This is a genomic window from Hyalangium sp. (assembly GCF_045802625.1).
In the GTDB taxonomy this organism is placed as follows: domain Bacteria; phylum Myxococcota; class Myxococcia; order Myxococcales; family Myxococcaceae; genus Hyalangium.
Genome location: NZ_JBJMQP010000236.1, coordinates 1 through 24,890, shown reverse-complemented (window position 1 = coordinate 24,890; position 24,890 = coordinate 1). Strand labels below are relative to the sequence as shown.

Here is a 24,890-nt window from a genome sequence, read left to right as displayed (position 1 = left end):
CGCGCGCACGCTGCAGGGCACGCCGCTGGTGCTCTTCCGAGGAGCGGGAGGCCAGCCCGCCGCGCTCCTGGACCGCTGCCCCCACCGCAACGTGCCGCTGTCGCTGGGGAAGGTGGCGGGTGGCCAGCTCCAGTGCGGCTACCACGGGTGGACGTTCGACTCGGCGGGCGAGTGCCGTGCCATTCCAGGCCTGTCGGGAGACACGCGCGCCAGGGCCCGCTGTGCCGCCTCGTACGCGGCGCGCGAGGTGGATGGCTTCGTCTGGGTGTACTCAACGCCGGGGGTGGAGCCGGCGACGGAGCCCTACCGCTTCCCGCTGCTGGGCGAGCGCGGCTACAGCACGGTGCGCCGCACGCTGAGGGCGCCCGGCTCGCTGCACGCCACGCTGGAGAACACGCTGGATGTGCCGCACACCGCGTTCCTCCACGGCGGCCTGTTCCGCACGGCGAAGAAGAGCAACGAGATTGAGGTGGTGGTGCGGCGGAGCTCGGATCGCGTGGAGGCCGAGTACATCGGCGAGCCTCGGCCCAAGGGGCTCGTGGGCAAGGTGCTGGCGCCGGGCGGCGGGGTGGTGCAGCACTTCGACCGGTTCCTGCTGCCCTCCATCGCCCAGGTGGAGTACCGCATCGGCAATGACAGCCACCTGATGGTGACGTCGGCGATGACGCCGGTGTCGGACTGGGACACGCTCGTCTACGCGGTGGTGACGTTCCGGCTGCCCATTCCCCACTGGCTGGTGAAGCCGTTCCTCATGCCTGTGGCGCTGCACATCTTCTCGCAGGACGCGCGCATCCTGAAGCAGCAGACGGACACCATCCATCGGTTCGGCACGGAGATGTATGTGTCCACCGAGCTGGATGTGCTGGGGCCCGCCATCCTGCGGCTGCTGCGCTCCGCCGAACGCGAGAAGCCCGGCACCGCCTCCTCGGAGCCGGTGCACGAGACGCGGCTGAAGATGCTCGTGTGAGCGGTACCCCAACCCGATGCCCGGCTGGCGAGTCCCCGCCGCCCGGACATACGGCTCGAACACGGTGCGCTCCGGCGGTTTTATGGGCGCTCAGCGCTTGGGCTGGATGAGCTCGGTGGAGAAGTAGCGCTCCATGCGGTCGGGGAAGACGGTGACCACCTGCGCGCTGGGCCCGAGCTGCCGGGAGGCCTCCACCGCCGCGGCGTAGTTGAGGCCGGACGAGGGGCCGACGGGGAAGCCCCGCCGGATCAGCGCCCGAGCGGTGCTCATGGCCACCTCGTCCGAGACGTTCAGCTCCACCAGCCCCGGCAGATCCGCCTGCCGGTAGAGCGTGGACAGCCCGTCCACCACGCCCGGCACGCGCGAGCTGAAGCTGCAGCACTCCATGTCGCTGCCCAGCCCCGCGATGGGCTTGGCCACGAAGGGCGTCACCGGGCAGCCGGCCTCGGCGAAGGCCTGGTAGAGGCCCACCACCGTGCCGCCGGTGCCCACGCCGCTCACCACGCCGTGCACGAGCCCGCCCGGTATCTGCGAGAGGATCTCCTGGCCTGTCCACACCCGGTGGGCCTCGGCGTTGTCGGGGTTCTCGAACTGGCGCGGCGCGAAGGCCTTGCGCTCGCGGGCCAGCTCCGCCGCCTTGGCGATGGCGCTGCGGATGCCCTCGCCTCGGGGAACCAGCACCACGTCTCCGCCGTACGCGCGGATGGTGAGTACGCGCTCGTCGGTGACGCCCTCGGGCATGACGGCGGTGAACCTCAGCCCCATCTGCGCCGAGGCCAGCGCCAGCGCGATGCTCGTCGAGCCGCTGGAGGCCTCCACCACCTCGCCGCCCGGGTGCAGCTCGCCCAGCCGCCAGGCCTTCTCGAGCATGTAGCGGGCGATGCGATCCTTGGTGGAGCCGCTCGGGTTGAGGAACTCCAGCTTGCACCAGATGGTGGGCCCCTCCTCGTGCAGGCGCACGGACACCAGCGGCGTGGGAGCGATGGACTGGAGGAAGCGGCCATCAGCGGGCAGGGGGCGGCATGGGGCGCGAGGAGGCATGGGAGGCTCGGGGCTGGGCTTCACATACCGCGAAAGGGTGCGGCCCGGAAACGGGGCAGCACCCACGGTGTTCCGGGGTGCTTGCTCATCCCTCGAACCCCAAATCTCCCCAAGCTACGGCCCCAGGTGACCGCCAGCGGACAATCCGTTGCCCTCTCATGGCACCTCGGAGCCGCGCGAGAGGTCCGAGCTTCCACCACCCAACCAATGGGGGCGGGGGCCATTCGCTTCCTGGCGGACAGCCCTGTCAGGCTCCAGGGCATGCCGAACGAGAAGCTCGTCTTCGCCCAGTCCGTGGAGGCCCTCTTCGTCCGGTCTCTCGGACCTCACCTGACGTCCGAGGGCCGGCGCGGCCTGAAGGCGGTGGGGTTGGATCTCTCCGAGCCGCTGCGGCCCTCCTACTCACTGGAGCAGTGGCGCTCCTTCCTCCGAGTGGCCGCGCCCGATGTCTTCCCCAAGGCCTCTCCGGACGTCGCCTACTTTGGGCTGGGCGAGCGCTATGTGCAGGGCTACCGGCAGACGGCCGTGGGCCGCGCGAGCATGGCGCTCGTAGCGCACCTGGGCCCGCGAGGCACGCTGGAGCGCGTCTCTCATGGGGCTCGGGCCGGCAACAACTTCAATGAGGTGCGGGTGAAGGAGCTGGGGCTCCAGGAAGCCACGCTGTGGATGAAGGACGTGTCCGCGGACAACCCCTTCTTCTCCTGCGGCTTCATCGCCGAGACGCTGCGAGGCTCCGGCGCCACCGGGATTCACGTGGAGCCCATCGCCTTCGACGGCACCGCGGCCACCTTCCGGGTCCGCTGGGAGCCCGCTGGCCGGCGCCCCGTGGAGGCGGCCGCCGCGGGCTGAGCCTGAGGCCAAGGTGGGAGTTGTCGCTCCAGGTGTGACGCCGCGCGAGTCGCGCTGGAGCCCGGGGTAGGACTCCTCGCGGAGCTGACAGGCGGGCGGACTGCTGCATTGACGGCGCCCTGCACCTGTGTTCAGGCTGGAGGGAGCGCCATGGCCCCGCAGATCTCGATCGATTTTCACGCCGCCGAGGCGGCGCATCCTTCCCTCGCACCGTTCCACCCCGTGGTGCGGCGCTGGTTCGCGGAGCGGCTGGGCGAGCCCTCGCGCCCCCAGGTGGAGGGCTGGCCGCTCATTCAGGGCGGGCATGACGTGCTCATCGCCGCGCCCACCGGCAGCGGCAAGACGCTGACGGCCTTCCTGGCCGCGCTGGATGGGCTCTTCCGGCAGGCGCTCGAGGGCACGCTGCCGGACCGTACGCAGGTGCTGTACGTGTCGCCGCTCAAGGCGCTGGGCAACGACGTGCAGAAGAACCTGCTGCAGCCGCTCGAGGAGCTGCTGGCCCGCGCCCGCGCCGAGGGCTACATGCCCCAGGACTTGCGCGTGCAGGTGCGCACCGGGGACACCTCGGCCTCCGAGCGGGCGCAGATGATCAAGCGGCCTCCGCACATCCTCATCACCACGCCGGAGTCGCTCTACCTCTACCTCACCGCGGACCGGGCCCGGGCCACGCTGCGCGCGGTGCACACCGTCATCGTGGACGAGATCCACGCGCTGGCCCGCGACAAGCGAGGCAGCCACTTCACGCTCTCCATGGAGCGGCTCAAGGTGCTGACGGAGGTGCGCCCGCAGCTCATCGGCCTGTCGGCCACGCAGAAGCCGTTGGACAAGATTGCCTCCTTCCTCACGGGCGCCTCCCACGTGGAGTGCAAGCGCGTGGAGGTGGGGCACCTGCGGCCGTGGGACATGACGGTGGAGATTCCGGACGAGGAGCTGGGCTCCATCGCCTCGCACGAGATGTGGGGGCAGATCTACGACCGGCTGGTGCAGCTCACGTCCTCGCACCGCACCACGCTCATCTTCGTCAACACGCGGAAGATGGCCGAGCGCGTGGCGCACGATCTGGGCGAGCGGCTGGGCAAGGACAAGGTGGCGGCGCACCACGGCAGCATGTCGCGCGAGATTCGCCTGGCGGCGGAGGAGCGGCTCAAGAGCGGGCAGCTCGCGGCGATGGTGGCCACCGCGTCGCTGGAGCTGGGCATCGACGTGGGCAACGTGGATCTGGTGGTGCAGCTGGGCAGCACCAAGGCCATCTCCGTGCTGCTGCAGCGGGTGGGCCGCGCCGGCCACTACAAGGGAGGCATCTCCAAGGGCCTCCTCTTCGCGATGACGCGGGACGAGCTGGTGGAGTGCGTCGCGCTGCTCAACGCCGTGCGCGAGGGCGAGCTGGACGCGGTGCGCATCCCCGAGAAGCCCATGGACGTGCTGGCGCAGCAGATCGTCGCCGCCTGCGCCTGCGAGGAGTGGGACGAGCGGGAGCTGTTCGCCGTCTTCCAGCGCGCCTACCCGTACCGCGAGCTCACGTGGGAGGAGTACCAGGCGGTGCTGGAGACGCTCTCGGAGGGCATCTCCCTGCGCCGGGGCCGCAGCGGCGTGCACCTGCACAGAGACCGGGTGAACCACCGGCTGAAGGGGCGGCGCGGGGTGAGGATTACGGCGCTCACCAACGGCGGCGCCATTCCGGACACCTTCAGCTTCGCCGTTACCGCCGAGCCCGAGGGCAAGGTGGTGGGGCAGCTGGACGAGGACTTCGCGGTGGAGTCCTCGCCGGGAGACATCTTCCTGCTGGGCTCCACGGCGTGGCGGATTCAACGCGTGGTGGGCAGCACGGTGCAGGTGGAGGACGCGAAGGGAGCGCCGCCCACGGTGCCCTTCTGGCGCGGCGAGGCTCCGGGCCGCACGGACGAGCTGTCCCTGCAGGTGGGCCGGCTGCGCGAGGAGCTGCTGCGCCACGACAACCCGGCGGCCTTCCTGGAGAAGCAGCTCCGGGTGCCCGCTCCGGCGGCGGATGCGCTGCTGGGCTACCTGCGGCTGGGGCAGAAGATGCTGGGCGTGGTGCCCAGCCACACCACGGTGGTGGCCGAGCGCTTCTTCGACGAGGCGGGCGGCATGCAGCTCATCATCCACGCGCCCTTCGGCAGCCGCATCAACCGCGCGTGGGGCATGGCGCTGCGCAAGCGCTTCTGCCGCTCGTTCGACTTCGAGCTCCAGGCGGCGGCCACCGAGGACGGCATCCTCCTGTCCCTGGGCGAGCAGCACTCGTTCCCGCTGGGGGACATCTTCGAGTTCCTCCATCCGGACAACGCCGAGGAGGTGCTGGTGCAGGCGGTGCTCCAGGCGCCGCTGTTCGGCACGCGCTTCCGGTGGAACGCGACGCGCTCGCTGGCGCTCAACCGCTTCTCCGGGGGCAAGCGCGTGGCCCCCAACCTCCAGCGCGCCCGGAGCGAGGACTTGCTCGCGGCCGTCTTCCCCGCGCAGGTGGGCTGCCAGGACAACCACGGCGGAGGGGACATCGAGCTGCCGGACCATCCGCTGGTGAAGCAGACCATGGACGACTGCCTGCGCGAGGCCATGGACGTGGACGGCCTGCGCGAGGTGCTGCGCCGCATCAAGGACGGGCGCATCCGCCTGGAGGCCCGGGACGTGCCGGAGCCCAGCGTGTTCGCGCACCAGATGATCCACAGCATGCCGTACACCTTCCTGGATGATGCGCCAGCGGAGGAGCGGCGGGTGCGCAACGTGGCGCTGCGGCGGGCGATGCCTGCCGAGGACGCGGCGGCCTTCGGAGCGTTGGACTCGGCGGCCATCGCCCAGGTGGTGGAGGACGCGGCGCCGCCGATGCGGGACGCGGACGAGCTGCACGACGCGCTGTTGCAGTTGGTGCTGCTGCGCTCGTCGGACGTGCCGCGAGGCCTGGAGGTGCCGCTCTTCCAGCAGGGACGGGTGGCGTGGCTGGAGCTGCCGGGTGGACGCTTCCTGGTGCCGGCCGAGCGGGGCAGCGCGGTGCGAGCGCTCTTCCCGGACGTGGTGCCGCAGCCGCCGCTGCCGGTGCTGGAGGGCGACAAGCCCATGGAGCGCGAGGCGGCGGTGCTCCAGGTGGTGCGCGGGTACATGGAGATGCTGGGGCCCACCACGGCCGGCGAGCTGGCGCGGCTGACGCTGCTGGACGAGTCCGAGGTGAACCTCGCCCTGCACAACCTGGAGAGCACCGGCGGCATCCTCCGAGGCCAGTTCCGCCCCGAGGGGGCTCCTCGCGCGCCGGATGCGCCTCTGCCGCTCGAGTGGTGTGACCGGCGCCTGCTCCAGCGCATCCATCGGCTCACGGTGGGCAGGCTGCGCAAGGAGATTGAACCGCTGAGCGCGCAGGACTTCATGCGCTTCCTCTTCCGGTGGCACCACCTGGAGGAGGTGGACGCGCTGCGAGGCTCCACGGGCCTGCTCAAGGCTGTCTCGCTGCTCCAGGGCTACGAGGCACCCGCCTCCGCCTGGGAGCGCTTCCTGCTGCCCTCGCGCATGAAGGGCTACACGGGCGAGCTGCTGGAGCGCGCCTGCTACGGCGGAGAGGTGGCCTGGGGCCGGCTGACGGTGAAGGACGCGAAGCCTCCACCGGGGCCTCGCCGAGGCGCACCGGTGACACCGCCGGTGCCCGAGCCCCCGCGGGCCCGCGCGCCGCAGCCCACGCGCAACGCGAGCCTCACCTTCACGCGCCGGGAGAACCTGGACTGGATGCTGGCCGCCGCTCGGCCGAACGCGCTGTTCTCGGATGGAGGCGTGTGGCTGCCGCCGGACCTGTCCGCCGCGGCGCGGGATGTGGTGTCCGTGCTGGAGCAGCGCGGGGCGTGCTTCTTCAACGATCTGGTGTCTCGCGCCCGCCGGCTGCCGGCGGAGGTGGAGGACGCGCTGTGGGAGCTGGTGGCCCGAGGGCTCGTCACGGCGGACGCGGTGCAGAACCTGCGCGTGCTGCAGAGCCCGGCCCAGCGGCGGCGCCAGAAGCTGCTGCAGCGTGGCGGCCCGGGGCGCTGGAGCCTGCTGGTGCCCTCCGAGCCGAAGCAGAGCGACGAGGTGCTGGATCAGCTCGCGCGCCTGTTCCTCCAGCGCTACGGCATCGTCTGGAGAGATCTGGCGATGCGCGAGGCGCTGGCTCCCACCTGGCGTGAGCTGCTGTTCGTGTACCGGCGCATGGAGGCGCGCGGGGAGGTGCGCGGCGGGCGCTTCGTCTCGGGCTTCGTGGGCGAGCAGTTCGCGCTGCCCGAGGCGGTGGACATGGCGCGAGCGGTGCGGCGCCAGGCGCCCTCGGGCCTGAGGGTGCAGCTGTCGGCGGTGGATCCGCTCAACCTCACGGGGGTGGTGACTCCGGGGCCGCGTGTGCCCGCCACGGTGGGCAACGTCGTCACCTGGGTGGACGGAGCTCCCCAGGGCGTGGACACGCTCTCGGACGACGGGGACGAGGGGCCGGAGGCGCCTGAAGGCGAAGCGGCAGCGAGTTGATACTCAGTCTGCTCCCCCGACGATGTGGGCGGAGGTCGGAGAGAATATTTCACGCTCCACGGATCCGATGGCCCCGCGAGCGTCAAAGCCCAAGGAGTGCTGCCTGTCAGCGGGGGTGAGGGCTGTAGGGTGCGTCATGACCCCGCGGCTGCCGGCCAGGCCTGCCTCACGTTTGCGCCCTGGACCGAGATCCATGAATGCTGTGCCCGCCTTGATGACTCCCGCTATCCCGCTGAGCGAAGAGCTCTTCCAGGCCCGCCACCAGCCGCTGCTGCGCGCCATCCTCGACAACATGTCCGAGGGGGTATCCATCCTGGAGGCCACCGGGCAGTTCGTCTACGTGAGCGCCTTTGATCGCAAGGTGTTCGCCGTCGGCGAGAGCATGAGCGCACCCCCCTCGGAGTGGGCCAGCCGCCACGGCATCTTCCGCCCGGACGAGCACACCCTCTTCCCCGGGGAGGAGATGCCTCTGTCGAAGGCGATCCGGGGCGAGGAAGCCCGGGACGTGGACATGTTCGTGCGCAACGCGAACTTCCCCCAGGGGCTCCACATCCGCTGCACCTGCCTGCCCGTGAGGGACGAGCAGGGGAAGCTCCTCGGGGCCATGTCGCTCACCCGGGACATCGACGCGCAGTACAAGAGCGAAGCGGAGAAGCGCCGCACCGAGGCCTCCTTCCGGCTGCTGGTGGACACCGCCCAGGAGGGAATCTGGACCGTCGATCCCACGTGGCACACCACCTACGTCAACCGGTACCTGGCGCAGCTGCTCGGCTACTCCGTCGAGGAGATGCTGGGCAAACACCTCTTCACCTTCTTGCCCGAGGAGGGTCAGCGGCACGCGCGCTCCTTGCTCGAGCCAGGGCCGAATGCTCCCGCGGTGGAGGTGCACGACCGCAAGTTCCTGCGCAGGGACGGCACGGTGCTGTGGACCACCATCTCCACGACGCCGATGATCGACGAGCAGGGGCGCTACCTCGGGGCGCTGGCGATGATCACGGACATCACCCAGCGCCGCGAGGCCGAGGAGCAGGTGCGCCGGCTCAACGCGGAGCTGGAGCAGCGCATCGCCGAGCGCACGGCGCAGCTCGAGTACTCCAACCACGAGCTGGAGGCCTTCGCCTACACCGTGGCGCATGATCTGCGCTCCCCGCTGCGCAGCATCGCCAGCTTCAGCGACGCGCTGCTCGAGGACTGCGCGGGGCAGCTCGACGCGGTGGGGGAGGACTACCTGCGGCGCATCATCGGCGGCTCCAAGCGCATGTCCGAGCTGATCGACGGAATCCTGGCGCTCTCTCGCGTCAACAGCACGCAGCTGGTGTGCCGCCCGTGTGACTTGTCCGCGATGGCGAGCTCCATCGTGGAGCAGCTCCAAGGGCTGCAGCCCGAGCGCGCCGTGAAGCTGAACGTTCAGCCTGGGCTGGTGGAGGAGGGGGATCCGCATCTGCTGCGCTCCGTGCTGGAGAACCTCTTGAGCAACGCCTGGAAGTTCACCCGCGAGCGCCCGGTGGCCGAGATCGAGCTCAGCGCGACGCAGGACGAGCGGGGCGTGCGCACCTACGTGGTGCGGGACAACGGGGCGGGCTTCGACATGGCCTACGGGGACAAGCTCTTCGGCGTGTTCCAGCGGCTGCACGCGCAGGCGGAGTTCGAGGGCAACGGCGTGGGGCTGGCCACCGTGCAGCGCATCATCCGCCGCCACGGCGGCCGTATCTGGGGCGAGGGCCAGCCCGGCGAGGGCGCCCGCTTCTTCTTCACCTTGAACGAGCTCCCGCGGCCGCCGAGGACCACGGCACAGGCCAGCGGGAGGTGAGCCATGAACGATCTCAACGAGTCGGCGCCACGCAGGGCGGGGGGCATGTCATGAGCGCTGAGACTTCACTTCGCGTGCTAATTGTCGAGGACGTCGAGGATGACGCCGCGCTGTTGCTGCGCGAGCTGCGCCGCGGCGGCTACAGCGTCGTCCATCAGCGGGTGGAGACGCCGGAGGCCTTCGAGCGCGAGCTGGACGTGGGCTCGTGGGACGTCATCATCGCCGACTACTCGCTGCCACGCTTCGACGGGCTGGCGGCCTTCTCCCGGGTGCACCGGCGCGGGCTGGACGTGCCCTTCATCATCGTGTCGGGGACGATTGGCGAGGACACCGCGGTGGCGGCGATGAAGGCGGGGGTTCATGACTTCCTGCTCAAGGATCGGCTCGTGCGGCTGGTGCCGGCCGTGGCCCGGGAGCTGCGCGAGGCACAGGTCCGCCGGGAGCGCCGGCAGATGCAGGAGCAGCTGCTGATCGCGGACCGGATGGCCTCGCTGGGCACGCTCGCCGCCAGCGTGGCCCATGAGATCAACAACCCGTTGGCCTCGCTGCTGCTGGACCTGGACTTCGGGCTCCGCGACGCGCAGGCTCACGGAGTATCCCCGGAGGGCAGCCAGGCGTTGGAGAGCGCGATGGATTGCGCCCAGCGCATCCGGGAGATCGTCCGCGACATCAAGATCTTCTCCCGGCCGGAGACCCAGGCCTTCGGGCCCACGGATCTGCACCGGGTGATTGACTCGTCGCTGCGCCTGGCGTGGAACCACGTCTTCCACTCCGCCCGGCTCACGAAGGACTACGGCGAAGTGCCGCTGGTGCATGCCAGCGAGGCCCGGCTCGGGCAGATCATCCTCAACCTGGTCATCAACGCGGCCCAGGCCCTGCCCGCGGGCCGCAGCAGCGAGCATGAGATCAGCGTGGTGACGCGGCCGCTGGGGGACGGCGGGGTGCGTGTGGAGGTCCACGACACCGGGCCAGGCATTCCGCCCGAGCTGCGAGAGCGCATCTTCGAGCCGTTCTTCACCACCAAGCCCCAGGGAGTGGGCACAGGGCTGGGCCTGTCCATCTGCCGCCGCCTGGTGACCGAGATGGGAGGAAGCATCGGGGTGGAGGCGCGGCCCGGGCGAGGCACCGTGTTCTGGGTCCGCCTGAAGGCAGCCGCGGGCCGGGCCGCCGAGGAGCAGAGGGCCGAGTTACGGCAGCTCCGGCAGGGCCAGCGGGTGCTCGTCATCGACGACGAGGCGGCGGTGGGTCAGGCCCTCAAGCGCTCGCTGAGCGAGTGGTACGAGGTGACCACGATTGACCGGGCGCGAGAGGCGGTGGCGCTGCTGTCCACCGGCCAGCGCTTCGACGCCATCCTCTGCGACTTGATGATGCCGGAGATGAGCGGTCCCCAGTTCCACGAGCGGCTGGTGCAGCTCGATCCGGAGCAGGCCCGGCGCGTCACCTTCATGACGGGCGGGGCGTTCACGGAGGAGGTCCGGAGCTTTCTGGACACGGTGCGCCCCCCGTTCATCGAGAAGCCCATCCACACCCCGCACCTGGTGAGCCTGCTGGAGCGCCTGCCGGCCGTGTAGGGCAGGGGCTCAGCCCAGGACCTTGGCGGCGGGCAGGCTCACGCGGAAGGTGGTGCCCTGGCCGACCTGGCTCTGCACGGTGATGGAGCCTCCCAGCGCGGTGAGGATGCTGTGCACGAGCGAGAGCCCCAGGCCCGTGCCCTCGCCCACGGGCTTGGTGGTGAAGAACGGATCGAAGATGCGCTCCAGGTGCTCCGGGGCGATGCCACACCCCGTGTCGCGCAGCTCCACGACGACGTGCGCCGGCGTCTCCAGGCGCGCGGTGATGCGGATCTCGTTCTCCTCGACGTGCCCCTCGGGGATGGCCTGCGCCGCGTTGATGAGCAGGTTGAGGAACACCTGCCCCAGGCGCGAGGCGTTGCCCAGCACGGGCGGCACTTCGCCCAGCTCCTCCACCAGCCGGGCGCGGCGGCGGATCTCGTGCGCGGCGATCTTCACCGCGGCGCTCACCACCACCTTGAGGTCCGCCAGGCCGGTGCTGGCATCGTCCGGGCGCGACAGCGTCTTGAGATCCTGGACGATGAGGCGCACGCGCTCGGCGCCCTCGCGGGCCTCCGAGACGGCGGTGAGCAGCTCCTTCCGGTCCTCCTCGGTGGGAGCGCCCTGGGTGCGCTGCAGCTCCTTGTGCACGTAGTGGAGGTTGCTGATGACGAAGGCCAGGGGGTTGTTGATCTCGTGGCCCACGCCCGCGGCCAGCCGGCCCATGGAGGCCAGCCGGTCGGTGAACATGAGCTGGGCCTGCATGCCCTGGAGCTGCCGCAGGCTGGAGGCCAGCTGGGTGTTCGCCTCCTCGAGTTCCACGGTGCGAGCGCGCACCATCTGCTCCAGGGCGGCGTTGTACCGGAGGAAATCCCGCGTGGCTGTCTCCGCCTCCTGGCGGCGCTCGCGCTCGGCGGCCTCCACCTCCCCATCGCGCAGGCGCTCCTTCTCGCGGAGGGTGGTGCGCAGCTCCTCCGCCAGCCGGTTGACGGCCTGGGCGAGCGAGCCCAGCTCATCCTCTCGCCGGGAGGGGAGGAGCGCCGAGAAGTCCCCCCGGCCGAGGCGCTCGGCGCTCGCGCGCAGCTCCCGGAGCTCGTGGAGCCAGGGCACCAGGAGCGCTACCGCCAGCATCCCCAGGGGCAGGGCGGCCACGAAGGGAGCCAGACGGCCGATCTGCTGGGCGCGTTGGAGTGTCTCGTCCAGCAGCGCCTGGAGCTGCCGCTGCTTCTCGAACTCGGCGGCCCTGGCCTTCTCGAGCTGGGGGCTGACCTCCTGATCATAGGTGGAGAACAGCTCCCACCAGCCGTTGGTGGCGGGGGTGGAGCTGGCCGCCGTGGGACGAAGCACCACCTCGACACCCTGGGCCCACTGGCGCTGGGCGCCGATGACGGTGGTGATGAGCTGGTGTTCGTGGGGGCCTGCCGAAACGTCCTTCCACTGCTGCTCGGCGCGCAGGCCGTCCTGGAGCTTCTCGAGGTTCTCGTGGAGGAGCTGCTCGTGCTCACGCAGCAGCCCGCGCGTGTCATTTCCCAGGTGGCCGGCCTGGAGCAGGCGCCCGAGGTAGAGCCACGCCTGGTGTTGCAGCTCGGAGTAGAGGGCCAATTGCTTGTCCAGGGCCACGAGCTGGGCGCGGAGCTCCTCGGCGCGCGAGGCGCTCTGGTGGAGCACGGTCCCCGAGGCGGCGACGAGACCGAGCGCCACCCCCGCGAACAGCAGGACCTTGGTGCGAATCGACATGGCGAGGGGGCTTAGCAGGCCGCTGAAATAGTAGCACCGCGCTCCTCAGCCTCGGGAGCGCGGTGCCGCCGTTCAGGCCTCAAGGCTTACGCCGTGGGTGCCTCCTGCCGCGCCATGAGCGTGAGGGGCTCATCCACCGTCAGTGCCTCCACCAGCCTGGCCAGCTTCTCCAGCGGGATGCCCCGGAAGTCGAGCACCGCCCTGCCCTGGTGGTTGCGCAGCTGCACCTTCACCGGATCGCCCTTCTGGAAGCGGCTGGTCACCGCCTTGCTGAGTTGATCCGCCAGCGTCACGGCCTCGGGCGGCAGCGGCTTGCTGGAGGTGGGCTTGCGCTTGGCCTGGAGGGCCCGGCGCAGCTCGTCCACGCTGCACGCGGAGAAGGACTTGGCGTCCGGCACGTCGATGGGAGCGGGGCCCGGCTGGCCCCCTCCAAAACTGTGCCAGGCGTGAGACAACTGTCCCGGCGGCGGGACGGTTTCCCAAAAATGTCTTGGAATGCCGCGGGATTACGCGGAGGGGGAGGGCAGGGGAGGAGTGGCGGGAGTGGTACAACCCTTTGATTTTCCGGGGTGTGCGCTGGTTGCGCTCTGGAGCCTACGTCCCAGCAGTGGGACGGTTTTTACGTGAGGAGCGCCCCCCTCACCGCTCCTCACCGGTGAGGAGCGCCACCCCCCCCTCACCGCTCCTCACCGGTGAGGAGCGCCACCCCCCTATCGTGTGGAGAGCTGATCAGGTGAGTGGCGGGGGCTGGGAGAGTGCAGTCCGGGAACCAGCTCGTGGGCCACCAGCGCCTCGCCCGCCTCGGCCAACGCCCTCCGACTCTACCGGGTAGGTTGACAGCATCACCCCAATGTCCACGGAACCGGGCCAATCTCACGCGCGGCCCGCAACTTCCGGTGGGCCGCTAGACCTCCTCAAATCGCGCGCCTGTAACGCCCATGTCCTCGAAGGCGTTCTTGATCTCCTCTGAGACGATCAGGGTGCTCGACCACCCCTCAGGACGGAAGACCTTGGCGTTCCCCACCTTCCGCTTGTCGATGCGCAGGCGGTCCACGCCCATGTATTGCCCGACCTTGTCGGGCACTCCATGCTCTGGCGTCCAGAAACTCACGTCAGACGCCTGTTCGTCGATGCAGCGGATGAGGCGCGTTGCCACGAGCACGAGGTACTGATCCGATTGGCCCTCGATATCTGCGGGGATGAGCTGCACGTCGCCGGGGGCGCGCTCCGCCAGCATGGAAGCAACCTTGACGTGGACAACGGGCACACTCAGTAGCGCCCAGGAAAAGTCCAGCGGCCTGCCTGCAATCTTGAGGGGGATCTTCAACCGGCCTTCCACATGCACGGGCGTTCCTCTCTTGAAGTCCCAGTCGCGCACTTTGCGGCCCTGGCTGTCGATGGGCGTAGCCAAGTACCAGCGGAGGGGGACATAGAGGTCGTCAGCCAGGTCGAAGTAACGCTGGGCCATAGGGAAGTTCTAGCTTCATTTCCCCAGGGTGACGAGTCGGTTCAACTCCGTTCCGGGCGTCGAGATCAGCTTGGCGAGTTCATCCAGCGCGGGCACCAACCGCGCCCGGCATTCCGCGATGCTGCTACAGTCTCCCAGCGCCTCCTCCAAGCGCCTGTAGACGATCTGATGGTATCGCTGCGGATGAGGCCCCTTGTGCCCCTGGATCGGCACGATGTTTTGACGGTCCTTCAGCCTCATTCCCGCCCTGGCGAAAAGCTCCTCGAACAGGGGGGTCCATGGGCCTCCTCGCAGGGCGGATTTCTTGTTCGCGAGGGTCGCCATGTGGTGCTTCTCGGTGCGGCCAGCACGCGCGCCGCGCGCCGCCATTGCCACAGCGCCCGGTGCCAGAGCCACGCTGAAGCCCTCGGCCGTCACAGCCACCGAATCCACCGCGCCCACCTCTGACAACAGGACTCCTTCCTGCTCCGCCGCGTGGAGTGACACTTGAGCTGAGAACAGCCGGCCGAACTTCTCGCCCGCTTCCCGGATCTCCTCGAAGGTGGTGGCAACCTTCACCGCCTCCATCAGCTCGAACCAGCCTTTCACGAGGTTGTAGAGCGTGAAGGCGCCGATCCACAGCACGAGCGCCGCAGTCGCCCACGCGGCCACAAACTTGGTGACGGGCTCAGGCAACGCGAGCAAGACGAGCAGCGTCACGACAGTGCCGACCGCTGCTTGCAGGACGGCCCGCAGGCTCACCATGTCGCCGAGCGCCTTCTGGAACTCCTCCAGAACGGGGCTCTTGCTCAAGGCCATGGCCAGCATGTACCGGCCTTGCATGTCCAGGTACTTGCCCCCCACGAGCGCCCCCAGGCAATCGCCCTCCACACCCTGGGCACTGCGACACCATGCCTTGTAACGGCTGACGAGCTTCTGTTCCCCCTCCGTCAACGCTCCTTCCAGGGGCACGCCCGACTCCAGAGGGACGAGCTTTCGCTCTCGCAGCAGGTAGAGGTAATCCCCATAGAGCGCGTCCAGTTGAAACAGCCGTTCCACGGTCTGCCGGGGTGAACCCGTCAGGCGCACCTCGCGCGCCAGTCTCCGGATCGCCTCGGTGACTTGCTCCGGTGTCACCTCCACCGGCTCCGCCGTCGCAGCGCGGGGGATGTAGATCAGCGTTTCTCCCTCTGCTCCCGAGTCCACCCGAACAATTGGCTGGGCGGTAGAGCACCCCACCAACACGGCAAGGAACAGCGCTTCGACCTTCCAGAGAATCCGCCAGAGCATGGGGCACCCGTTTGTGTGAGCAGGGGAGCAGGTTAGGGGGTCCAAGCTCGATCCTGATGGCCGTGTCCACAGCGGTCGAGATGAAACCGGACCTTTCCGGTGGGGCGCGGCGCGGGACCCGGATCGGTGGGAGTGGACGCCAGCGTTCCAGTGGCTTGAGAAATGGCTCTCCCGCACTTCGTGTGGATGCTGTGCGCAGAGAGGGGAAGGCCGCAGTCCGAGTCTACGAGGGAGTCCTGTTGCTCGCTGCCTCCGAGAACCGGTCTGGTTGTCAGACCAGTTGGTGCCATGCGCTCTGGGCAGGGGGAGCCACTCCGTTGGGCAGCACGAGGCTCACCAGGGCGCGACAGAGGGACGGCGGATCTCTTGAGATAGGGCCGGACCCGCTGGCTTCGCCCGAAGCCCACTCGGTAGGTGGTGGACACTCCGCTCGGGGGCTGAGACACGCCCCCACCATGAGCGGGCCGAGCGCACCGTGCGCCTCATGGATCCGGGCCTTACCCTCGAGCACTACCGGCACCACCTCGAAGCCCTCTACGGCTTCTATGGTCCGCTCGAGGCCTCGCTCGACCTGCTCCTCACGGACCTGCTCCCCGAATTGCGCGCCGCTGAGCGCTGGAAGCTGCCGCTGCTCGCGAAGGACCTGTGCTCCCTCGGGCATGACGCCGCCTCCCTCGCGCAATTGCCTCGCACTACCTCGCTGCCGCAGCTCACGGGGGCTCCCGAGGCGCTCGGCTGCTTCTATGTGATGGAGGGCGCCACGCTCGGGGGGCAGCTCATCCTCCGCCACCTCCAGCGCCACTTCGACGGTGTCCCCGCGGGGGACTTCGCCTTCTTCCGCGCCTACGGCGAGGACGTGGGCCCCATGTGGCGCGCCTTCGGGCAGGCCGTCACCCACGCCTCCGCCGAGGCCGCCTCCGAGCACTTCGACACCCGCGTCATCCAAGGCGCCCAGGACACGTTCGACGCCTTCGAGCGCTGGCTGCGCCAGGAAGCCGCTGAGTTCACCGCCTACCCCTGAGCCTCTCGCGCCCCAGGGCGCTTGAACTCAGGGTGAGGCCGGGAGGCTGCCGCGCAGCAGGAAGAACACCAGCACTCCCGTCACCGACACGTAGAGCCAGACCGGCGCCAGCCACTTCGTCACCTTGCGGTGCCGCCGGAAGTCCTGCCTCCACGCGAAGTAGAAGGCCACCATCGCCAGCGGCAGCACCGGCACCGACAGCAGCACGTGGCTGGCCAGCACCGCCAGGTACACCGTGCGCATCAGCCCGTCGCCCGCGTACTTCGTGTCCCCGTGCACGTAGTGGTACGCCAGATACCCCGCCAGGAACAGCGACGAGGACGCGAACGTCGACACCATCAGGTACTGGTGCACCCGCCGCGCGCCGCGCTTGATCGCCACCCACCCCGCCACCAGCAGGCTCGCCGAGAGCGCGTTCAGGCTCGCGTTCACCGCCGGCATGAACCGCAGGTCCACCCCCACCGCTCCGCCGTGCCGGATCAGCAGCAGCCACCCCAGCAGCGCCAGCGCCGCCGCCGATACCACCCCCGTGAAGACGTAGAAGGTTCGATCCGTGACGCGGGACGCAGGAGCTTGGGCCACATTCGACATGCCCCCTGAATGTCTGGAACCTCGCGCACTTGCAACTGATCCCCGAAAGGTAGGCCATGTGGGTACCTACACGGAGTGTGAAGTACTGGTTGGAAAAGATCGGAAATCCGGGCATAACTCGCTACCGAGTCTTCCAGTACCCAGTACCCCCCGACGGAGGTCCCAGTGCCTCGCGTACGTAGCTGTCTGTCTGCTCTTGCCGCCTTGGCGATGGTGCTCCTGGCGGCTCCCTCCCGGGCCCAGGAGGCCGTCTGCGGCCCCGTGGAGCAGGTCCCCCTGGAGCGCCACCTGCGGCAGCTCTCGCTGGATCTGCTCGGCCGCCCGCCCACCATCGAGGAGTACCGCGCCTATCAGGCCAAGGGCTCCATCTCCGAGGACGACATCCGGCAGATGATGAACTCGGAGGAGTTCTACTCGCGCATGCGCGGCTACCACCGCGCGCTGCTGCGCACGAACATCTCCGCCAGCGTCAATGACCAGTTCGACACCCGCCTGAGCGGCGTGGGCGTGGTGGGCCCGGACCCTCGGGACAGCAACAAGCAGAAGAATGATCCGTTCGGGTTCCGCAACAACCCCAGCGTCCAGCTGCGCGGCACCAACGGCGCGGCCTGCAATGCCTTCATCCCGCAGGACTCCTGCAACAGCCAGTCGGAGGACCCGCACGCCGAGCCGGCCGTCAAGACGTGCAGGGACGCTCAGGGCGTGCCGCTGCCGGTGAGCTTCGACTACGACACCAACTTCTTCGCCTGCACCCGGCTGGACTCGACGGACGCCACCATCACCGACTGCAATGCGGCCGTCACCAAGAGCGCCATCCAGGCCAAGCAGCTCTACTTCTGTGACATGCGGCGGCTGGGCGACAACAAGCTCCACCCGCACCTGTGCCTGCCGGATCCCGCCAAGAGCACCACCAACGTGCTCACGCAGGAGGAGCTGGACGCCAACGGGAAGATTGTCGCCTTCTCGTACCCCAGCCCCCCGGCGGGCACCAAGCTGACGCGGCTGGACCGGTGCACGCTGGATCTCCAGCTCACCAATGGGGTGAAGGGCTCGTACAAGCCCCAGCAGGGCTGCCTCCAGCGCGAGGGCTATGTGATGAAGCCCGCGCCCTTCTTCGACTCGGGCCTGCCGCAGTTCGCTGTGTGCGCCATCGAGGCGCAGGAGCGGGACACCAACCCCTACACGATGGAGTCCTGTGACACGGCCCGCTTCTCCAGGGACCGGACGTGCGGCTGTGGCGTGGGGCTGCGCCGCTGCGAGGTGCCCAACGTGCTCACCGCGCGCATCAACGCCGTCAACCAGGAGCCGGAGCGGATCGCCGACTCGGTGGTGCGCCGCGACGAGCCCTACTTCAACATCCTCACCACGCGCCGCTCCTTCGTGAACGGCACGCTGTCCCAGCTCTACCGCAACCAGCAGGGCGTGGGCGTCTTCACCATCACCCCTCCGTCCAACCCGGATGTGATCCCCAACATCCCGTATGATCAGGTGGACACCTGGGTCGAGTACACGAGGGATCCTCAGCACTCCGGAGTGCTCACCACGCCCGAGTTCCTCTACCGCTTCCCCACCGAGCGCTCGCGCGTGAACGAGTTCTACGAGTCGTTCCTGTGCAAGTCCTTCGTCCCCTCGCCGGACCCGATGCCCCCGCCGGAGGATGACTGCAACCGCGAGAACAACCTGGCCAAGCGCTGTGGCTGCAAGTACTGCCACGCCACCATCGAGCCCACCGGCGCGCACTGGGGCCGCTTCGACGAGCGCAACGCCCTGTTCATGAGCCCCTCGCGCTACCCGCGCTTCGATCCGAAGTGCCGCGACTGCGCCCTCAACGGCGACACCTCGTGCGGCGGCGAGTGCAGCCAGTACGTGATGACCGCCTATGACGGCGACGGCGCCAACTCGCTGGGCATGCTCAAGACGTACCTGTACCGCACCGCGGACGAGGAGGCGAACATCGAGGGCGGCCCCGAGCTGCTCGTGCAGCGCATGCTGCAGACGGGCGACCTGGAGCGCTGCACCGTGAAGCGCATCTGGAACGAGTTCCTCGGCCGGCCCATGACGGCGCAGGAGCAGGAGCTGTACCTCAACGGGCTCTCCCATGACTTCGCGAGCCACAACCACAGCCTCAAGTCGCTCATCCTCGAGATGCTGCTGAGTGACGCCTACCGGAGGATCGACTGATGCGCCGCCTCGTCGCGCTCGCGCTGCTCGCGCTGGCCCCCGCCTGCTCCAAGTCCGCGGACAAGACTCCGACGGCTCCCCTGAGCGGGACGCTGGAGCCCGTGGCCAACCCCCACGACGCCGTCACCCCGCTGCCGGACCCGGAGCTGCAGAAGGGCTCCGTGGGCCGGGCCCCGCGCCGCATCACCGTCAGCCAGCTGGATCAGTCCATCCGGACCACCGTGGGCCGGCCGTGGGCCTCGCTGGACACCCTGGCGCCCTCGCTGGGCCGGGCGGACTTCGCCAACATCAACAGCGAGAACACCGAGCCCAACCTCGTGTTCGCCAAGTTCCTCGAGGACGGGGCGCGCGAGGTGTGTATGGCCCAGGCCGCCGCGGAGCTGACCCTCACGGATCCAAACACCCGGGTGCTCTCCCGGACGCTGCCCGCGGGCGCCATCGGTGATTTGACCAAGCTCACCGACGCGCAGAAGACGGACCTGGTGGTCTACCTGTCCACTCGGTTCTGGGGCGCGCCGCTGGCCGGTGACGAGCAGCTCAAGTGGAAGAACTTCTTCACCCAGGCCGCCACCCGCGCCGAGACCATCAAGAAGCGGGACCAGGCCTTCGCGGCCGTGTGCATCGCGATGATGACGGACTCGCGCTTCTTCACCTACTGACGCTTCCTCGGGGAACCCTGCCATGAAGAAGAACCCGAACCTTCCCAACCCCGAGCGCCGCACCTTCCTCAAGGCGGCCGCCGGCTTCATGGGCGCCTCCCTGCTTGGAGGCGTGCCCTTCCGTGCCTTTGCCCAGCAGGCGAGCCTGGCCGCGCCGGATCGCTGCTTCGTCTTCGTCTACTTCTCGGGCGGCTGGGATCAGCTCCTGGCGTTTGATCCGAAGGACCCGAACGTCTTCACGCCGGACCGCATCACCGAGACGCTCATCCTCCCGGGCTACAACCTCATCAACGACTCGCGCTTCTCGGCGATGCCGGTGGTGCCCGAGAAGAACGGGGTGCGCTCGAACATCGACTTCGGGCCCGCGGTGGGCAAGCTGGCCGACCACTTCGATCTGATGACGGTGGTGCGCGGCATCAACATGAACACGGTGGGCCACGACGTGGGCTACCGCTACTTCCTCACCGGCAAGCAGCCGGCGGGCAGCGCGGCGCGTGGCTCGTCCACGGCGACCGAGATCGTCGGCCAGATGGCGCCGAAGGTCCCCATCCCGTCCATCGCCTACAACATCGAGACGTACAACGACCGGTACCCGGGCAGCGCCAACGCGCTGCGGGTGACGCGCTCCACGGACCTGCTGCTGACGTTGTCGCCGAGCACGCGCACGCTGGACAGCGAGCTGGAGAAGCAGCTGGTGGACTTCCGCGGGCAGCCCGTCTCGTGCGAGGCGGCGGCCTACGGCACGCGCGGGGTGGAGACGGAGTACGAGACGAGCCGCGACCAGATGACGAACGTGCTCTCGAACCGGCTCGACAACTCGTTCCGCTTCGAGCTGGCGGAGAACGCGGCCGTGCGCCAGCTGTATGGGCTGGCCGCCACGGGCCCCTACGACAACGAGGCGGGCCGCGCGGCGATGATCGCCACCGCGCTCAAGAAGGGCATCAGCCAGTGCGTCTCCATCAACCTGACGGGCGGCATGGATACGCACTTCGGCACCCAGCTCACCCACGCGACCAACCAGCGCCGCGGCTTCGACGCGTTGGCCACGCTGGTGAGTGATCTGCGCGGCAGCCCGCACCCGGCGGGTGGCAACTTCATGGACCACACCACCATCCTGGTGTTCTCCGAGTTCGCGCGCACCCCGCTCATCAACGCCAGCGGCGGGAGAGACCACCACCTGTGCAGCAGCTGCATGCTGATGGGCGCGGGCATCCAGCACAACTTCGTGTTCGGTAAGAGCGGAGACATCGGCATGGCGCCGGGCACGTTTGATCTGCGCACCGGCCAGGCCACGCCCACGGGCGAGAACATCCGCCCCGAGCACATCATCGCCACGGTGCTGGCCTCGGCGAAGCTGGACTACAGCATCACCCGCGTCGCGCCCCTGCAGCCCATCCTGGCTTGAAGCAGAAGCAATGAAGATCCCAATCCTCGCCGTCCGGGAGAAGGGGGGAGTGAGTCTCTCCGCCCTTCTCCTCGTCCTCGCCGCCGCGTGCGGCGGTTCCTCCTCCCCCGCCGTGCCGCTGGAGCGTCCCCAGCCCGCGCCGTTCCAGCCCTCCCAGGTGCTCTCGCAGGTGGAGCTGGCCTCGGGCACCGGCTTCGCGGACCAGACGGGAGGCGGGGTCTTCATCTCCGCCGCGGGAGAGCCCGTGCGGCTGCGGCTGGATGGCTCGCGCGCCCAGCTCGAGAGCCACCCGGGCAACACCGTGCAGCCGGGCCCCGCGCATGCGGCCTTTCGCCTGGGCGCTCGCACCGCGCTGGTGGAGACGGACACGGGCCTGTTCCTGGCGGAGGCGGGCTGGCTGATTGCCCCTCCCTGGAGCGCGGTGCTGGGGCGGGGCACGGTGGCCACGGCGCAGGGAGCCGACGGGGCGGCGTGGCTGGCGCATACCTCCGGCCTGTACCGGCTGAGCGATGGCCAGCTCTCCTCGCTCAAGGTGGAGGGCGTGGCGCTCGAGGGCATCACTCAGCTCGCCGCCGCGCCCGCCGAGGATGGAGCCCCGGGCGTGTGGATGCTGCGGGACGGCAAGGCGTACGTGGTGGTGGCCACGGCCCCCAACCTCTACGAGGTCCGCCCGACGGAGCTCCCGCTGGAGGACAAGGAGACGCTGGTCTCCATGGCGGCGCTCACGCCCTCGAAGGACCAGGGCGCGGAGCTGTGGGTGCTCACCTCGAAGAAGCTGCTGCGCCACAAGGATGGCTCGTGGCGGCGGGTGGAGTTCGCCCAGCGGCCGGTGCAGCTGCTGGGGGCGGGGCGCTTCCTCTGGGTGAAGTCCAGCGATCAGCTGCTCGTGTATGACGCGGATGCGGGCACCTGGGGCGTGGCCTCGGGGGTGGACACGCGCGAGTTCCGCTTCCTGGCGGCGGACGAGAGCGGGTGCGCCTGGGCGCAGCTCGGCGGAGACTCGGTGGCGCTCAGCCGGGCGCCGGTGCCGCGGGTGCTGGGGCTGAACCAGGGCGCTCGCGTGGTGGAGGACAGCCTGGTGCTCAAGGCCGTGCCGCCCGCCGCGGGCGAGGTGCCCACGATGGTGCTCCGCCTGGGCACCGCGGAGCTCCCCTTGCAGGGACCGGACTACAGCCTGGGCGGCGTGGAGAAGGATGGGACGGATCGGCCCTTCTCCTTCGCCGTGCTGGATCCCGGCATGCAGTCGCTGGAGGTGGTGGCCCGCTTCCTGGATGGGAGCGAGTCCAAGCGAGTCATTCACTTCGACTTCGAGCCCGTCGGCCCGGTGACCGTGGGCTACGAGAAGGACATGCTCCCCATCTTCGAGTCGCGCTGTGCCAAGTGCCACACCACCGGGCCCGGCCGTGTGCTCACCACCTATGATTTGTGGAAGCAGAACGCGGAGCTCATCTCCGCGGCCGTGCGGGATCAGCGCATGCCCGCGGACGGTCCCCTGGATCCTCAACTCATCTCCCTCATCCAGCGCTGGGTTGCCTCCGGCGCCAAGCCGTAAGTCAGATTCCTCGGAGACCTCGTCATGGCTCGACTGCTCTTTCGCGCGGTGTGTGTGCTCGCGTTCCTGGCCCTGGCGTGCGGGGATGAGCCGGTGCCCCCACCGCCGGAGCCCCCCGTGGTGGATCCGTGCGAGGGGTTGCCGCCGCTGGCCCTGAAGGCCGATCCCGTGCGCCTGCGCGTGGCGGGCGCGGTGAACCTCATCGCCACGGGCGGCAGCGGGCACTACCGCTTCACCGTGCAGCCGGGCGGCTCCAGCGGAGAGGTGCGCGGGGATCGCTTCATCGCGGGGGCCACGCCCGGCAACGACACGCTGATGGTGGAGGATGTGCAGTGCTCGGGCTCCGCGCGGGCCTCGGTGGAGGTGCTGGCCGCCTTCGATGTCGCGCCCGCGCACGCCATGGTGCGCCCGAGCATCAGCTTCCAGGTGCAGACCACGGGGTTGCTCGGCCAGGCCGAGTTCCTGCTGCCGAGCGGGCCCACGGGCAGCACCCTCTCCCCCACGGGCCTCTACACGGCGGGGCCGAACGCTGGCACGGATCTGGTGCGGGTGAGGGATCTCCAGTCGGGTGACGAGGCGGTGCTCCAGTTCGATGTGAGCCCCAATGCGCGCCTTCAGGGAGATCCAACGGTGATGGCGCTGCCGGCGGGCTCGTCCATTCCGCTGGCCACCACGGGCGGCAGCGATCGGGTGAAGTGGACGAAGGTGTCCGGCCCAGGGACCGTCGAGGGGGGAGTCTTCAAGACCGACCCGAGCGCCAAGGGCGTGGCGGTGCTGGAGGCGGCGGATCCCTTCACCCTGGACAAGGCGAACGTCTCCATTCGCGTGCTGGACGAGCTGACCCGCCCCATGCAGCCCCACGGGCGCCTCACGGACCTGGCCACCCTCGTCACCGCGGACTTCGACGGGGATGGCGTGCAGGACGTGGCGGTGGGCCAGCGCGAGAGCGATCTCAAGCGCCCGCTCGGCGGCGCGGTGTTCATCTTCAAGGGAAGCGCCTCCGGCCTGCCCCAGCAGCCGACGTGGGTGCTGACCGGCGAGACGGACACGGCGGCCTTCGGCGACATGATGGTGGCGGGAGATGTGGACGGTGACGGGCACGCGGAGCTGGTGGTGGGCTCGCCTGGCGCGGACACCACGGGCGCGGACTCGGGCGCGGTGTACATCTATCACTGGGGGGCCAACGGGCCGGAGCTCCTGCGCCCGCCGCTCACGAGCACCACCCGGGGTGGCGCCTTCGGCACCGGCCTGGCGCTGGCGGATGTGGATGGGGATGGAGATCTGGATCTGCTCGTTGGCTCGCCGACGGGAGACCTGGCGCCCTCCACGGCGATCAGCAAGCGCGGCACGGTGGATGTCTTCCTGCTCACGCGGGGGCAGCCGGTGCCGAACCTGCCGGCCATTCGTGTCGGTGGCTCGGACTTGTCGAGCACGGGCACGCCCATGTCCCGCAGCAACACGGACTTCGGCCGAGCCATCGCCCTGGCGGACTTCAACGGGGACGGCCTCATGGACCTGGCCACGCTGAGCAAGGTGTCGCGCTACCTGGCGGACGGCACCACGCAGGCCACGGTGCTGGTGGCCGTGTCGGTGCACTTCGGGCGGGCGGATGCTCCGCGCTTCCGCGCCACGCCGGACGTGTACGTGCTGCCCATGAGCTCGACGGACACCAGCGAGGGCACCTGGCGCCTGGGCGTGGCTCCGAGCGAGGGAGGCCGCCCCGCGATGCTCATGACGGTAGCGGACCGCACGGACTCGCCGGACCTGCGCGCCAGCGGGGGCAATGCGGCGGCGACGGATGCGGGCGGCGCGCTGCTCTTTAACCTGAGCAGCTACAAGCCCGCGGGCGATCCCTCGGGCACGCCGGTCCAGGTGCCGCGCAGCGCGGCCTTCGCTCAAATCTACGGCGAGGCAGCCGGCATCGTCGCGGGGCGGAGCTTCGCGGTGGCGGACGTGGATGGGCAGCCCGGAGCCGAGCTGGTGCTCGGCGCGCCCTATGCCTCGGCGCCCGCGGCGGGGAACACCACGCTGCGGCTGTCCGGCCGGGTGCTGGCGTATCCGTTGGCCACGCTCAGCGCGGGCAGCGTCATCAACAAGCCCATGGCGGTGATCCAGGGGCAGAGCAAGTCGGACGTGTTTGGCGTGGGGCTGGCGCCCTGGAGCGCGGCGGGCGGGACGGGGCTGGTGGTGTTCTCCGCGCGCTCGTCCTCGGAGTCGGGAGCCTTCACCGGCCGGCTGGAGTCCTTCTCGCGGACGGGTGCGTCGCAGGCGTAGTTGTGAAGTTGGTTGTGTAGGGTTAGAGTGT

At 69.5% G+C, this 24,890-nt stretch carries 16 protein-coding genes and 1 pseudogene; 11 read left to right on the top strand and 6 right to left on the bottom strand.

Features of this window, described 5'->3' with window-relative positions:
• Positions 1-967 (top strand): Rieske 2Fe-2S domain-containing protein (locus tag ACJ8AT_RS37005; RefSeq protein ID WP_407742687.1); only part of this gene is annotated, 967 nt, incomplete at its 5' end.
• Positions 968-1,057: 90 nt separating this feature from the next.
• Here the strand turns inward: ACJ8AT_RS37005 and ACJ8AT_RS37000 are convergent.
• Positions 1,058-2,008 carry a PLP-dependent cysteine synthase family protein gene (locus ACJ8AT_RS37000; RefSeq protein WP_407742686.1) on the bottom strand — a complete coding sequence of 317 codons (951 nt, stop codon included), beginning with the start codon at positions 2,006-2,008 and terminating at the stop codon, positions 1,058-1,060.
• Positions 2,009-2,269: 261 nt separating this feature from the next.
• Here ACJ8AT_RS37000 and ACJ8AT_RS36995 point away from each other — a divergent pair, with 261 nt between their 5' ends.
• From ACJ8AT_RS36995 to ACJ8AT_RS36980, 4 genes are all read left to right on the top strand, one after another.
• Positions 2,270-2,857, top strand: a complete 588-nt coding sequence (locus ACJ8AT_RS36995; RefSeq protein WP_407742685.1) for a DUF2378 family protein — start codon at positions 2,270-2,272, stop codon at positions 2,855-2,857.
• 150 nt (positions 2,858-3,007) lie between these two features.
• Positions 3,008-7,342 carry a DEAD/DEAH box helicase gene (locus ACJ8AT_RS36990; RefSeq protein ID WP_407742684.1) on the top strand — a complete coding sequence of 1,445 codons (4,335 nt, stop codon included), beginning with the start codon at positions 3,008-3,010 and terminating at the stop codon, positions 7,340-7,342.
• Between the two features lie 214 nt (positions 7,343-7,556).
• The gene (locus ACJ8AT_RS36985; RefSeq protein WP_407742689.1) at positions 7,557-9,152 is read left to right on the top strand and encodes a sensor histidine kinase; all 1,596 of its coding nucleotides are present in this window, start codon (positions 7,557-7,559) and stop codon (positions 9,150-9,152) included.
• Positions 9,153-9,202: 50 nt separating this feature from the next.
• On the top strand, positions 9,203-10,723 hold the full coding sequence (locus ACJ8AT_RS36980) for a response regulator (RefSeq protein ID WP_407742683.1): 1,521 nt from the start codon (positions 9,203-9,205) through the stop codon (positions 10,721-10,723).
• A 9-nt stretch (positions 10,724-10,732) separates the two neighbouring features.
• On the opposite strand, the gene ACJ8AT_RS36975 is transcribed toward ACJ8AT_RS36980, so the two are convergent.
• The 4 genes from ACJ8AT_RS36975 to ACJ8AT_RS36960 all read right to left on the bottom strand — a co-directional run bounded on the left by ACJ8AT_RS36975 (position 10,733) and on the right by ACJ8AT_RS36960 (position 15,176).
• Entirely contained in the window at positions 10,733-12,439 is a 1,707-nt protein-coding gene (locus tag ACJ8AT_RS36975; RefSeq protein WP_407742682.1) for an ATP-binding protein, read from the bottom strand.
• A gap of 86 nt (positions 12,440-12,525) precedes the next feature.
• Positions 12,526-12,837 carry a hypothetical protein gene (locus ACJ8AT_RS36970; protein WP_407742681.1) on the bottom strand — a complete coding sequence of 104 codons (312 nt, stop codon included), beginning with the start codon at positions 12,835-12,837 and terminating at the stop codon, positions 12,526-12,528.
• Between the two features lie 506 nt (positions 12,838-13,343).
• Positions 13,344-13,907: an imm11 family protein gene (locus tag ACJ8AT_RS36965; RefSeq protein ID WP_407742680.1), complete on the bottom strand. Its 564-nt coding sequence runs from the start codon at positions 13,905-13,907 to the stop codon at positions 13,344-13,346.
• Between the two features lie 15 nt (positions 13,908-13,922).
• Positions 13,923-15,176, bottom strand: a complete 1,254-nt coding sequence (locus tag ACJ8AT_RS36960) for an AHH domain-containing protein (RefSeq protein ID WP_407742679.1) — start codon at positions 15,174-15,176, stop codon at positions 13,923-13,925.
• 451 nt (positions 15,177-15,627) lie between these two features.
• Between ACJ8AT_RS36960 and ACJ8AT_RS36955 the strand changes: the two are divergent.
• Positions 15,628-16,197: pseudogene (locus ACJ8AT_RS36955) on the top strand (biliverdin-producing heme oxygenase); the annotation flags it as partial.
• A 27-nt stretch (positions 16,198-16,224) separates the two neighbouring features.
• On the opposite strand, the gene ACJ8AT_RS36950 reads toward ACJ8AT_RS36955, so the two are convergent.
• A complete protein-coding gene (locus ACJ8AT_RS36950) occupies positions 16,225-16,788 on the bottom strand; it encodes a DUF420 domain-containing protein (protein WP_407742678.1) in 564 nt (187 codons plus the stop codon).
• A gap of 210 nt (positions 16,789-16,998) precedes the next feature.
• Here ACJ8AT_RS36950 and ACJ8AT_RS36945 point away from each other — a divergent pair, with 210 nt between their 5' ends.
• The 5 genes from ACJ8AT_RS36945 to ACJ8AT_RS36925 are packed head-to-tail and all read left to right on the top strand — an operon-like array spanning position 16,999 to position 24,859.
• Positions 16,999-18,969, top strand: coding sequence for a DUF1585 domain-containing protein (locus tag ACJ8AT_RS36945; protein ID WP_407742688.1), 1,971 nt, complete (start codon positions 16,999-17,001; stop codon positions 18,967-18,969).
• Positions 18,969-19,628 carry a hypothetical protein gene (locus ACJ8AT_RS36940; protein WP_407742677.1) on the top strand — a complete coding sequence of 220 codons (660 nt, stop codon included), beginning with the start codon at positions 18,969-18,971 and terminating at the stop codon, positions 19,626-19,628. The genes ACJ8AT_RS36945 and ACJ8AT_RS36940 overlap by 1 nt, the downstream gene beginning before the upstream one ends.
• Before the next feature lie 22 nt (positions 19,629-19,650).
• On the top strand, positions 19,651-21,033 hold the full coding sequence (locus ACJ8AT_RS36935) for a DUF1501 domain-containing protein (protein ID WP_407742676.1): 1,383 nt from the start codon (positions 19,651-19,653) through the stop codon (positions 21,031-21,033).
• 10 nt (positions 21,034-21,043) lie between these two features.
• Complete coding sequence (locus tag ACJ8AT_RS36930) at positions 21,044-22,585, top strand: hypothetical protein (RefSeq protein WP_407742675.1); 1,542 nt, start codon at positions 21,044-21,046, stop codon at positions 22,583-22,585.
• A 24-nt stretch (positions 22,586-22,609) separates the two neighbouring features.
• Entirely contained in the window at positions 22,610-24,859 is a 2,250-nt protein-coding gene (locus ACJ8AT_RS36925) for a VCBS repeat-containing protein (RefSeq protein ID WP_407742674.1), read from the top strand.
• Positions 24,860-24,890: the final 31 nt, after the last annotated feature.

What these genes read in the sequence shown, in the direction of transcription:
- ACJ8AT_RS36960 (WP_407742679.1), bottom strand. Translation starts at nt 15,176, where the DNA reads ATGCTCTGGCGGATTCTCTGGAAGGTCGAAGCGCTGTTCCTTGCCGTG.
- ACJ8AT_RS37000 (WP_407742686.1), bottom strand. Translation starts at nt 2,008, where the DNA reads ATGCCTCCTCGCGCCCCATGCCGCCCCCTGCCCGCTGATGGCCGCTTC.
- ACJ8AT_RS36995 (WP_407742685.1), top strand. Translation starts at nt 2,270, where the DNA reads ATGCCGAACGAGAAGCTCGTCTTCGCCCAGTCCGTGGAGGCCCTCTTC.
- ACJ8AT_RS36925 (WP_407742674.1), top strand. Translation starts at nt 22,610, where the DNA reads ATGGCTCGACTGCTCTTTCGCGCGGTGTGTGTGCTCGCGTTCCTGGCC.
- ACJ8AT_RS36980 (WP_407742683.1), top strand. Translation starts at nt 9,203, where the DNA reads ATGAGCGCTGAGACTTCACTTCGCGTGCTAATTGTCGAGGACGTCGAG.
- ACJ8AT_RS36950 (WP_407742678.1), bottom strand. Translation starts at nt 16,788, where the DNA reads ATGTCGAATGTGGCCCAAGCTCCTGCGTCCCGCGTCACGGATCGAACC.
- ACJ8AT_RS36945 (WP_407742688.1), top strand. Translation starts at nt 16,999, where the DNA reads ATGGTGCTCCTGGCGGCTCCCTCCCGGGCCCAGGAGGCCGTCTGCGGC.
- ACJ8AT_RS36935 (WP_407742676.1), top strand. Translation starts at nt 19,651, where the DNA reads ATGAAGAAGAACCCGAACCTTCCCAACCCCGAGCGCCGCACCTTCCTC.
- ACJ8AT_RS36990 (WP_407742684.1), top strand. Translation starts at nt 3,008, where the DNA reads ATGGCCCCGCAGATCTCGATCGATTTTCACGCCGCCGAGGCGGCGCAT.
- ACJ8AT_RS36930 (WP_407742675.1), top strand. Translation starts at nt 21,044, where the DNA reads ATGAAGATCCCAATCCTCGCCGTCCGGGAGAAGGGGGGAGTGAGTCTC.
- ACJ8AT_RS36940 (WP_407742677.1), top strand. Translation starts at nt 18,969, where the DNA reads ATGCGCCGCCTCGTCGCGCTCGCGCTGCTCGCGCTGGCCCCCGCCTGC.
- ACJ8AT_RS36965 (WP_407742680.1), bottom strand. Translation starts at nt 13,907, where the DNA reads ATGGCCCAGCGTTACTTCGACCTGGCTGACGACCTCTATGTCCCCCTC.
- ACJ8AT_RS36975 (WP_407742682.1), bottom strand. Translation starts at nt 12,439, where the DNA reads ATGTCGATTCGCACCAAGGTCCTGCTGTTCGCGGGGGTGGCGCTCGGT.
- ACJ8AT_RS36985 (WP_407742689.1), top strand. Translation starts at nt 7,557, where the DNA reads ATGACTCCCGCTATCCCGCTGAGCGAAGAGCTCTTCCAGGCCCGCCAC.